Annotated in this window: 9 protein-coding genes; 5 read left to right on the top strand and 4 right to left on the bottom strand. The window is 38.0% G+C overall.

Annotated features, from left to right (window positions below; genetic code table 11):
• Positions 1 to 41 precede the first annotated feature (41 nt).
• The 3 genes from BN202_RS01585 to BN202_RS01575 all read right to left on the bottom strand — a co-directional run bounded on the left by BN202_RS01585 (position 42) and on the right by BN202_RS01575 (position 5,670).
• A complete protein-coding gene (locus tag BN202_RS01585) occupies positions 42 to 2,528 on the bottom strand; it encodes an SPOR domain-containing protein (RefSeq protein ID WP_019218766.1) in 2,487 nt (828 codons plus the stop codon).
• 150 nt (positions 2,529 to 2,678) lie between these two features.
• Positions 2,679 to 4,436: an arginine--tRNA ligase gene (gene argS, locus BN202_RS01580; protein ID WP_019218765.1), complete on the bottom strand. Its 1,758-nt coding sequence runs from the start codon at positions 4,434 to 4,436 to the stop codon at positions 2,679 to 2,681.
• A 31-nt stretch (positions 4,437 to 4,467) separates the two neighbouring features.
• A complete protein-coding gene (locus BN202_RS01575) occupies positions 4,468 to 5,670 on the bottom strand; it encodes a deoxyguanosinetriphosphate triphosphohydrolase (protein ID WP_034986914.1) in 1,203 nt (400 codons plus the stop codon).
• 107 nt (positions 5,671 to 5,777) lie between these two features.
• Between BN202_RS01575 and BN202_RS01570 the strand changes: the two genes are divergently transcribed.
• The 5 genes from BN202_RS01570 (at position 5,778) to glmS (ending at position 11,311) form a co-directional block, all read left to right on the top strand.
• On the top strand, positions 5,778 to 6,101 hold the full coding sequence (locus tag BN202_RS01570) for a HesB/IscA family protein (protein ID WP_034987064.1): 324 nt from the start codon (positions 5,778 to 5,780) through the stop codon (positions 6,099 to 6,101).
• Between the two features lie 62 nt (positions 6,102 to 6,163).
• Entirely contained in the window at positions 6,164 to 7,126 is a 963-nt protein-coding gene (locus BN202_RS01565) for a hypothetical protein (protein WP_051013496.1), read from the top strand.
• A 39-nt stretch (positions 7,127 to 7,165) separates the two neighbouring features.
• Positions 7,166 to 7,954, top strand: a complete 789-nt coding sequence (locus BN202_RS01560) for a cytochrome c biogenesis CcdA family protein (RefSeq protein WP_019218761.1) — start codon at positions 7,166 to 7,168, stop codon at positions 7,952 to 7,954.
• 14 nt (positions 7,955 to 7,968) lie between these two features.
• On the top strand, positions 7,969 to 9,318 hold the full coding sequence (gene glmU, locus BN202_RS01555) for a bifunctional UDP-N-acetylglucosamine diphosphorylase/glucosamine-1-phosphate N-acetyltransferase GlmU (protein ID WP_034986911.1): 1,350 nt from the start codon (positions 7,969 to 7,971) through the stop codon (positions 9,316 to 9,318).
• Positions 9,319 to 9,487: 169 nt separating this feature from the next.
• Positions 9,488 to 11,311: a glutamine--fructose-6-phosphate transaminase (isomerizing) gene (glmS, locus tag BN202_RS01550; protein WP_019218759.1), complete on the top strand. Its 1,824-nt coding sequence runs from the start codon at positions 9,488 to 9,490 to the stop codon at positions 11,309 to 11,311.
• Positions 11,312 to 11,536: 225 nt separating this feature from the next.
• On the opposite strand, the gene recG is transcribed toward glmS, so the two are convergent.
• Positions 11,537 to 13,645: an ATP-dependent DNA helicase RecG gene (gene recG / locus BN202_RS01545; RefSeq protein WP_019218758.1), complete on the bottom strand. Its 2,109-nt coding sequence runs from the start codon at positions 13,643 to 13,645 to the stop codon at positions 11,537 to 11,539.
• Between the last annotated feature and the right edge of the window lie 206 nt (positions 13,646 to 13,851).

Raw genomic sequence — 13,851 nt, 5'->3', positions numbered from 1 at the left:
AATAAATAAGGCAGTGGTTTTAATAGCCGCTGCTTATTTATTTAGCGTGTGATGAAGCAACTTCCTCCAGAATTTTTAATGCTTTCACAAAGGTTTATAGCATCATTTCGATTTTGCGTTTGAATACGAACACGATAATAGGTTCCTTTTCCTGGTATGAGAGCAGACTGAATATTTAAAGGACGAGCACCGATAAGAGCTGCAAATCTCAATTGCATTTTCTTTAAAGAATCCCTAGCCAGCGCATGAGTTGGCTGGGATGCAAGTTGCACGTAATAAGCTTCTGAATTTGATGCCACTATTTGATTTGGTAGGGTTGGGCGAGACGTAGCATGTATCTGTTGTTCTGAATTTCTCTCTGTATGTGAAGGAATCGGTATAACTTTTTCTTCCATATGAGAATTAGAAGCATTTTCCGCTATTATTTTATCAATATCATTCGTGAGGTCATTTTCGGTTTCCGTGTTATCGGATTCATGTGAAGTAACAGGAGAAGAATTTTCAAATTGCTCCACAGCTGTTTGATCACTTGCCTCTTTTGCTTCATCAGCGTTTTTTCTTTCTGTCTGATGCTTTGGTTCTAATAGAATTGTACCATCTTGGTTAACAATAACAGTTTGTACTTCTCGCGTTGGAATGGTATGATTGATGGCCCCAGTGACAGCATCTTCAACCTCAGATTCATCAAGAGAATGAGATGAAGAACTTATAGATTCTTGTTGATTTACTTCCGATAATTTTTCAGGCTGTTCAGAGTTATCAATAAGAAACTGCTGTGTATTGTCTTGTTTTTCATTTTGCCCAGTTTCTTGTTTATAAATATCTAAATTATGTGCAACATCATTTTTTGTTTCAGTTGTTTCTTGTTTAAATTTAAAAGGCGTATTGTCAGCATGAATAATGGGGACCGCTTCATTTTTTTGTGATGGTGTAAAAAAATAAGAATAACCAACAAAACCAACCGCTATTAAGATGAGAATAACAGCACTTCTGGTAAGAGTTTTACCAATCATAAAATTTTTCGAATGAGAAGTGGTTGATGCATGCGTGGGGATTTCATCTATGCTTCTATGTGATGGATTCTCAGTCAAAGAAGAGGAATTATAATCCATATTGTCTGTGGGAAAATAGTTGGCATTTTGAGTTTGCGAATTTGTATATACATCATTTCTTGGATTGTGCGTGGTTTGATGAAAAATTTCATTGAAGATTTCATTTTCTCGCTGTTGCTGCGAAAAACGTTCTTCTGGAATATGTCCAACATTGAGTATATCAGCAAATTCTTCTTTCAAACCATCGGTTGGTACATCATATTCTGGAGCTCCATAGGGAACTTCAGGGACCATAATTGGTCCGGTTTTTTCTACGATCTCCTCTGCAAACTTATAAGTATCGACATTTGGAGGAGGAGTGCTTTGATGTGTATAGTTATAAGCAAAAAAACTATCCGTTTGTTTTGTGTTGAGAGTTTCTGGTGAGGCGTCCATATCATTCAAATTATTTTGATTATAGGGCACTTCTTTTTTATTGCTTCGCTCAGAGATATTCTCTGCACTATTGATGTACGGGTCTTGAATATCATAATATCTCTGGTTTTTTTCATCATAAGTTTCTTGTTGTAAAGATTCTTCCTCATAAAACTGGGGATAATTGCTTCTATGGCGTTCTTGTGGAAAGCCTTTTAAATCAGATTGTTTACCTCTTTGTGTTGAATCCAAAGCTGATGGGAAATCTTTTGTTATTTTATTTCTCCCAGTATCTTCTTTTTCTGAAATGAACTCAGAAGAAGAGAAAAACCTCTCTGTAGAGGCAAGGGAGGAATCCGTATGATACTCATTAACCTGATTTTCTTGATCAACTGAAACTTGATAGGGATGATTTACATAAGTGTCGTAGGAGCTTTGATGATCATCATAATTTTGTTGTATATGTGCAGTATTTTCCTGTTGAGAAATTGTTGGTGAAAAATGGTTAGCTTGTTCTGTGGGTTCTGTCGATACTGTCTTCTTAGCGTTTTTATCAGCTTCATCAAAAAAGAAATTTTCTTGTTGTATACTAAAATCACTGTTTTCAAAGAAAGGATCAGTATAGTGTGATGTTGTGCTATTTTGTTGTGATTGATTTTTGGGGATAGGTAAGGGAGAAAGTGCGTCTAAAATTTTCTCTTCATCATGAGTCATAGGTGAAGAATTTTCCCCTTCAGGTAAAGAACGCTTTCTTTCTAAATTGTTAAAAGAAGAAGTTGGTATAGTATCTAAGATTTTATCATCAAGGGGCAAATTATTCGTTAAATCATTTTCAAGTTGCGCTTCTAGGAAGGACAAATCAAAATCATCATAGGACGAAAGTTTAGGAGATGAAGCTTTAGAAGGATGGGATGTCACTTGATCAGCCTGCGTTGGAGATTGATCATTTTGATTGTTGCTTTGTTTTTTTGGGTTAAAAATTCGCGTAAGTCTCTCTAAAGGATCATGATGTTCATGATCTTGTTTTATTTCGTGCGGATTTTTGCGATCGTTATCGCTCATAGCTTTTCTCACATGATAACTGCATCTACATGCAATAAATGGTTAATTTTGATTTTGTTATACTAAATTATAAATTTCCACCTCCTATGACACAGATATACGAAAAAGTTTATCAATAAAGTATCTATTTTATGTATTTATAGAATTTTTTCAACGCATTTCTATTGGTGCTTCTACTCCTACAATTGTAAGTCCTGATGTTAAAACATTCATGAAAGCCTGTATTAATCCCAGTCTGGCAAGTGATAGTTCTTTATCATTAGGCTGAATAAAACGTAAATTGAGATTATCACTGCCTTTGTTCCAGTGGGAATGAAAACTAGAAGCAAGGTCATAGAGATAAAATGCTAATCGATGTGGTTCTTTATGAATAACTGCTTGTTCAATGATACGTGGATATTCAGAAAGTTTGCGTATTAAGAATATTTCATGATCGTCTGTTAATCGGTTGAGATGCGTGATCATAGTATCATGTGAAAGATTTTCGATATGGAGCGTCTCTTGTGCTTGACGAAAGACTGAGTGACAACGTGCACTTGCATATTGTACATAAAAAATAGGATTATCTTTTGATTGTTCTGTTACTTTTGCAAAATCAAAGTCAAGGGGGGCTTCACATTTACGATAGAGCATCATAAAACGCACGGGATCACGACCGACTTCTTCTACGACGTCACGCAAAGTGACAAATGACCCTGCTCTTTTTGACATACGTACAGGTTGACCGTTGCGAAAGAGTTTTACCAATTGGCATAAGAAAACACTCAATTTAGCTTTATCAGCAGAAATCGCTTTTGCCATTGCTTCTAGCCGCTTTACATAACCAGCGTGATCTGCCCCTAAAATGTAAATCATTTCATCAAAATTACGATTGAATTTGTCATGAAAATAAGCAACATCGGCCGCAAAATAAGTGTAAGAACCATCAGACTTAATTAAGACACGGTCTTGATCATCTCCAACATTCGTTGAACGGAATAAGGTTTGCTCACTTGGCTCCCAATCTTCTCCATTTTGTCCTTTTGGTGGTGGGAGTTTTCCTTTGTAAACATAACCATTTAAAGTAAGCTCATTAATGGTATTACGAATAGCACGTGCATTATCTGCATAAAGCATTCGTTCTGAGAAAAAGATATCATGATATATATTAAGAGCAGCTAAATCTTCGCGAATCATTAACATCATTGCATGAATTGCACGTTCCTTTACGATAGATAAAGCTTCCTCTTTATCCATAGTGAGGAGTTTATCACCAAACTTTTGGGAAAGTGCCTTTCCCAATGGTATCAAATATTCACCAGGATAGAGACCTTCTGGAATTTCATCAATCTTTTCTCCAAGAGCTTCGCGATAGCGCAGGAGCACAGAGTGGGCGAGTGTTTCGATTTGTTGACCAGCATCATTGATGTAATATTCTTTTGTAATGTTATAGCCGGCAAATTGCAGCAAATTGGAGAGAACATCTCCAACAACAGCACCTCGGCAATGACCAACATGCATTGGGCCTGTCGGATTTGCTGATACATATTCAACATTGATACGTTTTCCCTGTCCTATGGAAATACGACCGTAGGAGAGGCCTAATTCAAGCATCGATTTTATAACATCTTGCCAAAATAGTTTGGTAAGTCTTATATTAATAAAACCAGGACCGGCAACATCAATATTCTCAATAGAGGGATCATTTTGGAGGAGACTTATGATTTTTTCTGCAAGTGTACGGGGATTTAATCCAATAGACTTTGCAAGAACCATAGCAGCATTGCTTGATAAATGCCCATGAGAAGAATCGCGTGGAGGGTCAACAGTGACTTTTGATAAATCTAAATCTCCTCCATTTTTTCCTTTTATATCAGCTGATTCGAGTATTTTTTTAATTTTTTTCTCGAAATTTTTAAAGACATTCATATTTAATTTCCATCATGGTATTCAAAAGCAATTAAATGAAATTAATTGTGTGGTCAAATAAACGGTGATATTCACGCAGAGCGTAGTGATCGGTCATACCTGAGAGAAAGTCAGCAATAAGACGTGCTAATGCATGATCTTTTAAGTGTGCTGCTTTTTTGCACCAACTTTCAGGCATTGTATCCGGTTTTTTATAATAACAGTCGAATAATTTTTGTACAATGCATTTTGCTGTATTGCGACGGTTCAGTACTTGATCATGATAATAAAGATTTTTAAACAGAAAGTCTTTTAGTTCTTTTTCGTAAACTGTCATTGTGGGTGAAAAGGTCACAATAGTTTGTTTTGCTTGATAAATATCATTGATACTTGTTGGTTTGATTCGTCCTAAGTTTTTTTGTGATTGTTTGATAACATCTTCAACCATGCGTGTTATTTGTCTTCGTACGAGTGTGTAACCGCGCCGTGCTTGATCAAGTTGGGGATATTCGTCTGTTATCTCTTTTAATATTTCTGCTGTCAGTGAAACTTCTTCGAACTGATCGAGTGTTAAAAATTGCGAACGTAGTCCATCATCGATATCATGCGCATTATAAGCAATATCATCAGCAATAGCAGCACATTGTGCTTCTAGCCCAGCAAAACAGTCTAGTTTCAGATCCTGTTTTGCATTGTATTGGAGAATGTCAATAGGAACATCTTTGTTCTTCGCATAAGGGCCTAAAAGGGGGCCATTATGTTTCACAAGCCCTTCGAGAGTTTCCCATGTGAGGTTAAGTCCATCAAAATTTGCATAGCGCTGTTCTAATTTTGTGACAATGCGTAGTGCTTGTGCATTATGGTCAAAGCCGCCATAAGGTGCCATTGCTTCATCGAGAGCATCTTCACCTGCATGGCCGAAAGGTGTATGTCCAAAGTCGTGAACAAGGGCAATGGCTTCGGCAAGATCTTCGTCAATAAAGAGTGCACGGGCTAATGTTCGGGCAATTTGAGAAACTTCTATTGAATGCGTCAGCCTTGTACGATAATGATCGCTTTCATCGGCAATAAACACTTGCGTTTTGTGTTTAAGGCGTCGAAATGCATTAGAATGAATGATACGATCTCTATCTCTTTGAAAAGGTGATCGCAAGGTATTGGTCGTTTCATGGAATAATCTACCACGACTTGTTTGCGGGTTGGTGCTATAGACCGCTCTAGATTGATAATTGAAGTTGATAGTGCTTATATCCATTGCAAGCTGTCCATTCTCATCTTAAAATTGAGGTTGGTTTATACGAATAAACTTCTCTTTCATTGGGAATACTCTTTCTTGATAGTTTAATGCAAGGATATATGAAAATGCGTGTAAATATTTCAGATATTGCTGCCAAGCGGATTGTACAGATAGTTTCGAGTGAACCCGATAAAATAGGATTACGTATTTCCGTTGAGGGGGGGGGATGCTCGGGATTTTCTTATAAATATAGTTTGGTTTCTGAGAAGAGTGAGGATGATCTCGTTCTTGAAAAAAATGGGGCAATTGTTTTTATTGATTCACTCTCATTGCCTTTCATGGAAGGGGCTGAAATTGATTTTGTTGATGATCTTATGGGACAATCTTTTCAAATTCATAATCCTAATGCTGTTTCAGCTTGTGGGTGTGGTGTGAGTTTTTCAATTTAAGAGTGATGACCAAAGTGATATTGTTTCTTGAAAAAATTATCGCTTTGGTCAACAATGTAAAAATGGGTATGCTTATAAAAATATTACGTTGGTTGTTAAGTGTGGTGGTTGCCTTATTGCTTTGCACTAACGCTGTCTTTTCTGAAGAAGGACGAGAGAAAGATCATCAACAAGAACAAACAACAGATTTTATTGTAAAGTCTCAAGATCAGGAAAAAGAAAGTTTCGTTTCTCAGAGCAAACTCATTTTAAATGCTCGATTAAAAGACAGCAATGAAGATATTGTAAAAGGGCTCATATGGCGGATTTATGCTCCCATCTTGGGGATTGATAATAAATTACCACTCATTGCAACTTATGAAGGCGGGAGTGCACATTTTGATTTAGAACCAGGGAGTTATCTTGTGCATGTCTCGTTTGGTCATGTAAGTGCGATGCAGCATGTGAATTTAGAAAGTGGACAAAATCTCACTAAGAAGTTTAATCTTGAAGCTGGTGGTGTTATTTTAAATGCTACATTGTTAAATGGTATCATTAATGAAAAAGAATTGCGTTTCACTATTTATGAGGATGAAAAAGAAAATGATGAGACTGGTGTTATTTTATCTAATATTAAAGCTCAGTCCGTTGTGCGTTTGAAAGCTGGTCATTATCATGTTGCTTCCCATTATGGCTCTATTAATGCGACTGTTCGTTCCGATATACAGATAGATGCGGGTAAGATTACAGAAGTGACTCTTGAACATCAGGCAGCTCAAATTGTCTTAAAGTTGGTTCGGCAAGAAGGAGGGGAAGCCCTTGCAGATACAAGCTGGTCTATTACGAATAATTCTGGCGATATTGTTTATGAGACTGTTGGCGCTTATGTTTCGCTCGTATTAGCTGAGGGAGAATATATTGCCATTGCTAAAAATCAAGATAAAATTTACCAGAAAGTTTTTTCTGTTGTTTCTGGTCATGATGATGAGATAAATGTGGTAGCAAATGCACAAAATATGCAACGAATTGATGAAGAAATGGATTAATAGAAGTTTGTGGCATAAAGCAGAGATGGGGAGAGGGTTTTGGCAATAGAAATTTCAACAGTTGGTGTGTTTTTTGCTGGTGCGCTCTCTTTTTTATCGCCATGTGTTTTGCCATTAGTTCCTCCTTATTTGTGCTATATGGCAGGTATTGGAATTGATGATTTTCGTTTAGAAAAATTTAGTGGTAAAGCTTTTATACGGTGGAGGCTTTTATCTTCTGTTGTTGCTTTTGTGCTTGGTTTTACGACTGTTTTCATCGCTTTAGGTGCTAGTGCGAGCACCGTTGGCAAGTTTATTGGTTTTTATCGTGAGTGGTTAGCACTTGCTGCGGGTATCGTTATTATTATTTTTGGCTTAAATTTTTTAGGTCTTTTCAAAATTTCTTTGTTATTTCGTGAAGCGCGTTTTCAAACCCAAGGAACGCCAGCTGGTCCTTTAGGGGCTTATATTATTGGTTTAGCCTTTGCATTTGGTTGGACTCCATGTATTGGTCCAATTCTGGGACCTGTTATAACTCTTGCTGGAACAAAAGAAACTGTAGGTGAGGGAGCTCTCCTCTTGGGTGTTTATGCGTTAGGTCTTGGTGTGCCATTTGTATTAGCGGCTTTATTTTCTAGCAGTTTTATGAGATTTTTAGGAGCTTTTCGTATTCATTTAGGAAAAGTTGAAAAAGTTATTGGTATTTTTTTGGTGATTACGGGTATTTTATTTTTAACAGGCTCTATGCAGGATCTTTCCTTTTGGCTTTTGGAACATTACCCTTCTTTGAATGATATTGAAGCTATTCGTTGGTATGATATTGTGAATTTTTTTAGGTTTTCTCGTTAGTCTTGTGTGTTTTTATGGTTAGAAATTGCCTCTCTATTGTCCTTGCCGCAGGTGAAGGGACGCGTATGAAATCGTCTCTTCCTAAAGTATTGCATAAAATTGCTGGGTTGCCTCTTATATGCCATGTCATAAAACAAATGGAAACAGCAGGAGCTTCGCAATTGGCAGTTGTTGTGGGGTTTGCTGCTAAAGAGGTGAGCAAAACGGTTCAATCCTTTGCAAAAGATGCAATGATTTTTGAACAAAAAGAGCGCCTAGGAACTGCGCATGCTGCTCTTTCTGCTCGTGTAGCTTTGCAGAAAGAGATTGATGATGTGCTCATTGTTTTTGCTGATACTCCTTTGATTGAGCAAAATTCATTGCAACAAATTCGCGCACAACTTGCTGATGGGGCAGATGTTGTTGTTGCTGGTTTCCGTGCTCCAGAGCCAACGGGTTATGGACGTCTTCTTGAAAAAAATGGCAAGCTTATTGCGATTGTAGAAGAAAAAGATGCGAGCGATGAAGAAAAAAAGATCTCTTTTTGTAATGGTGGGATATTTGCTCTTAACGGAAAATATGCGCTTTCTCTTTTAGAGAAGGTTGGTAATCATAATGCCAAGCAGGAGTATTATCTCACGGATATTGTTTCTATTGCCGCGCATGAAGGACTAGATATTCGTACCGTTGAATTGCCTTTTGAAAATATTGTAGGGGTTAATAACTGTTTTGAACTCTTTAGTGCTGATGCTTTGTGGCAAAAGCGTAAAGCACGTGATTTGATGTTGTCTGGTGTAACAATTCTTAAACCAGAAACGGTTTATTTTTCTCATGATACGGAGATTGAACCAGGGGTGATCATTGAGCCGAATGTTTATTTTGGCTTGGGAGTGAAAGTACAATCTGGTGCAATTATTCATGCATTTAGTTATTTAGAGGGAGCGGTGGTTGGTGTAGATGCACGGATTGGACCTTATGCACGTTTGCGTCCTGGAACAGAGTTAGCAAGATCCGTAAAGATTGGAAATTTTTGTGAAGTCAAAAAAGCGAAGGTGGGAGAAGCTTCTAAAATTAATCATTTGAGTTATATTGGCGATGCAGAAATTGGGGCAGGTAGCAATATCGGAGCTGGAACGATTACTTGCAATTATGATGGATTTCACAAATATAAAACAATAATTGGTGATCATGCTTTCATCGGGTCTAATTCAGCGCTTGTCGCTCCATTGTTGATAGGGGATGGTTCTTATATTGCTTCAGGAAGTGTTGTCACGAAAAATGCTCCTGTAAACAGTATGGTTTTTGGGCGTGCAAGACAAGTGATAAAAGAAGATTATGCAACAAAATTGCGTGCGCGCTTATCAGCAAATAAACAAAAAAAGTGATTATTTTCTATCTTTTCTTTGCTTTATGATAATCTGTCCGTTGTCTGGGAGGTTTATTATTAAGTATTGCCTTGCTCTCTGTTTGAGTTATTTGATAGTTTAGAGTTTTCAGTGAAGGGTATTTGGTTGTTTTGATATATAAATCTGGGATGTGAGTTGGAGCTTTTAAATGTGTGGGATTATCGGAATTCTTGGAAATAAGTGTGTTACATCCTCTTTGATTGATGGTTTGAAGCGTCTTGAATACAGAGGCTACGATTCCTCCGGTATTGCAACAATATATAACGGCCACCTTTATCGCATGCGTGCGGAGGGAAAGCTTATTCATTTAGAAGAAAAGTTAAAAAAAACACCTCTGCAAGGAAATTTGGGAATTGGTCATACACGCTGGGCAACCCATGGAGTTCCTGTGGAGCGGAATGCGCATCCTCATATAACTGAAAAGCTTGCAATTGTTCATAATGGTATTATTGAGAACTTTGTAGAATTGCAAAGGGAACTGATTGAAGATGGTTATTGCTTTGAAACAGAAACAGATACGGAGGTTATTGCACACTTAATTACGCGTGCACTAAACAGTGGCCTCTCTCCACTGGAAGCTATGCGTGAAAGCTGGAAAAAATTGCAAGGTGCTTTTGCAATTGCTCTTATTTTCGAAGGTGAAGATGATCTTATGATTGCTGCACGCTCTGGGCCACCGCTGGCAATTGGTTATGGTGCGGATGAGGTTTTTGTTGGGTCTGATGCCATTGCTTTGGCTCCATTCGTAGACCGTATTAGTTATATGGAAGATGGAGATTGGGCTATTTTAACACGAGAAAGTGTAACAATTTATGATGCAAATAATCAACCGGTAAAACGTCCTATTACAAAACTGTTTGAAGGGAATTTATTGCTTTCTAAGGGTAATCATCGTCATTTCATGCACAAAGAAATGTTTGAGCAACCTGAGGTGATTTCTCATAATTTAGCGCATTATCTTGATCTTGGAAATCATACGGTTCGCCCACTTAAAAATTTGATTGATTGGAAAAATATTCATCGAATAGTTTTTGCAAGTTGTGGAACAGCTTATTATTCAACCTTAGTTGCGCGTTACTGGTTTGAGAAATTTGCTGCTTTGAGCGTTGATAATGATGTTGCTTCGGAGTTTCGTTATCGTGAACCACCTCTTACGGGTGATGTGATATCCATATTTGTTTCTCAATCGGGTGAAACAGCCGATACATTGGCTTCTTTGCGTTATTGTCGTGAACGTGGTGTGAAAACAGCTACAATTGTAAATGTTGAGCAATCGACGATGGCAAGAGAAGCTGATTTTATTTTACCAATATTTGCTGGGCCAGAAATTGGTGTTGCCTCAACAAAAGCTTTTACTTGTCAGTTGTCAACACTTGCTGTAATGGCGCTTAGCGCTGCGAAATTGCGGGGATGTCTTTCCAAAGAAGCAGAGCATCAGTTTGTCCAACAATTGGCAGAAGTGCCGCGTCTTTTAAATGAGGTTCTAAAGCTGGATGATAAAATTGAACATATTTGTCGTGATTTAGCACATGCAAAAGGCGTTCTTTATCTTGGGCGTGGTACCTCGTATCCTATTGCTTTGGAGGGGGCACTTAAGCTGAAGGAGCTTTCTTATATTCATGCTGAAGGTTATGCAGCGGGTGAGTTAAAACATGGGCCAATTGCACTAGTGGATGAAACTATTCCAGTGATTGTTGTAGCACCTTATGATCGGTGGTTTGAAAAAACTTTTTCTAACATGCAAGAGGTGGCAGCGCGCAATGGCCGTATTATTTTGATAACTGATAAAAAAGGGGCAGAAGCCGTTCATCTTGAGACTTTATCAACGATTATTTTGCCTGATATTCCAGAATTTATTGCGCCCATTATTTATGCTTTACCTATTCAGTTAATCGCTTATCATACAGCTGTTTTATTAGGAACAGATGTTGATCAGCCCCGCAATTTGGCAAAATCAGTGACTGTTGAGTAAAAAATAATTTCGTTTCTTTGAAATTTTGAGAAAGTGAAGACAATGTTTTTTACAGATTGGATAAGAATATTACGTACAGGAATATTCTTATCTGCTCCATTTTGTTTTAGAAACAAAAAACTTTTCTTGCATGTCAGACAAAACGGTCAAATACACGAATAGGCCGTATTGAGAAAGGTTAGATCTGCTTTTATGAGCCGTCTTTATGTAAGGGCTGTGTATTAATTATCCTGCTCGTAATAAACGTGTAGCATCGTCCCGTCCGAAAAGATAAAGGAGCAAACGTAAAGCTTGCCCTTGTTCTGAAGAAAGGTGAGGATCACGTTGCAAGAATAGGCGTGCATCTCTTCTTGCCATTGATAAAAGATCACTATGTACAGCAAGATTTGCTATGTGAAACTCAGGCATACCAGATTGCCGTGTGCCTAAAAGCTCTCCTTCTCCTCGCAGGCGCCAGTCTTCTTCAGCGATTTTAAAACCATCTTCTGTACCGCGTATAATATTAAGGCGTGTTGCAGCCATTTTTGTCAGGGGATCTTTGTAGAGCAAAATACAGGAGGATTTTTTATCTCCTCGTCCCACACGTCCACGCAGTTGGTGCAGTTGTGAAAGGCCAAAATGTTCTGCATGTTCGATGACGATGATCGAAGCATCTGGAATATCTACCCCTACTTCAATGACTGTTGTTGCAACCAAAATATTTATCTTTCCATCTTTAAAGGAAGCCATTGCTGTTGCTTTTTCATCTGTTGACATTTTGCCATGTATTATCCCAACACGCGCTCCAAATCGCTCTTGGAGAATAGCAAAACGACTTTCAATTGAAGTGAGTTCGAGAGCTGTCGATTCTTCTACTAAAGGACAAATCCAATAGAGTTTTTCTCCTTTTTCTAATGGAATGGAAATTCTTTCTATAAGTTCATCAATGCGTTTTAAAGAAAGTATTGCTGTTGTAATAGGCTGTCTTCCTAGTGGTTTTTCTGTAAGCTGAGAAACATCCATATCGCCAAAAGTTGTTAAAACAAGTGTGCGCGGAATTGGGGTGGCAGTCATGACGAGCATGTCAGGTTTATGACCTTTTGCTGTAAGGGCAAGACGTTGATGCACACCAAAACGGTGTTGTTCATCGATAATGGCTAAGGAAAGATTATTGTAGGAAACGTTTTCTTGTATGAGAGCATGGGTTCCGATAATAAAAGAAGCTTGGCCTGAGTGAATAGCGTTCGAAATATTTGTACGTACTTTTCCTTTTTCTCGTCCTGTTAAAAGAACTGTTTGTAAGCCAATTTTTTCGGCAAGTGGGGCAATTGTTGCAAAATGTTGCCTAGCAAGAACTTCTGTTGGAGCCATTAAAGCGGATTGTCCTGAATTCTCAGCAATTTGTGCCATTGCCATCAGTGCCACGACGGTTTTTCCTGCTCCTACATCACCTTGAAGAAGTCTTAGCATCGGTTCTGGTGAAGCAAGATCATTGGCAATGTCATGTATTGCTTTTTTTTGTCCATTTGTCAGTTGAAAGGGAAGGACTTTCAGCAATTTTTTAGTGTAAACACCTGTTGGTGGTCGAGATGTTCCTACAAGAGATTTTGTTTTCAAACGCATGAGTCCAAGCGCCAATTGACAAGCGAGCAATTCATCATAGGCGAGACGTTTACGTGCCGCACTTTCTAGAGCTAAATCATTGGGATCGATGGGCGCATGGATACGGCGTAAAGCAACAGGAAAAGAGGAAAAATTTTGCTGCTTTTTGACGCTTTCTTCTATCCATTCTGGTAAGAGAGGAATATGGTCAAGGGCGTTTTGTATTGCACGTCTTAGCGTTTTTGTCGACAGTCCGGCGGTAGAAGGGTAAATAGGTTCGACTAAGGGCATTTGGTATGATTGTTCGCCTGCTATGATATGGTCGGGATGTATCATTGAAAGTTGCCCATTAAAACGTTCAGCTTTTCCTGATACAATAACTTTTTTACCTTCCGGTAGCTGTTTTTTTAACCAAGCAGGTTGGGCATGAAAGAAAACTAAATTCATTTTTCCTGTTGGATCATGTGCAATGATCCGATAGGGTAATCGATTACGGGCCGTTGGTGGTGGCTGGTGCTGATCTATAACAATTTCGAGAGTAATGGTATTCCCTTCTTGTGCATCAGCAATGGTTGGGCGTATTCTGCGGTCTATAACGGAATGGGGCATTAATTGGAGAAGATCAATAAGGGTGGGTTCGCGTTGCGTGGGATTTATATTTAAGATTTTTGCCAATAAGCTATAGACTTTCGGTGTAACCCCAGAAAGGGTACGGATAGAATGAAAAAGGGGAGTAATAAGGCTTGGAGGCATAGGCAAATTTAACTTGCTCTTTTTGTTTTTTCTAGTGTTTTGAAAGAGCTTTTTGGGGATAAGTTATGGAAGAAAAAGTTATTTTATTTACATTTTGCTTTTTAAGCAGAAAAATCAATATTTAAAAAAATGCATAAAATGAAAAGAGTACAAGAAAGAATAGCAATATTCCTAATGTTCTTTATAATCTTCTTCTTTTGTTTTTA

Origin of the sequence: Bartonella florencae (assembly GCF_000312525.1) — a bacterium.
Lineage (GTDB): Bacteria > Pseudomonadota > Alphaproteobacteria > Rhizobiales > Rhizobiaceae > Bartonella > Bartonella florencae.
The sequence above is the reverse complement of the archived record's forward strand: the minus strand, read 5'-3'. Positions and strand labels throughout refer to the sequence as shown.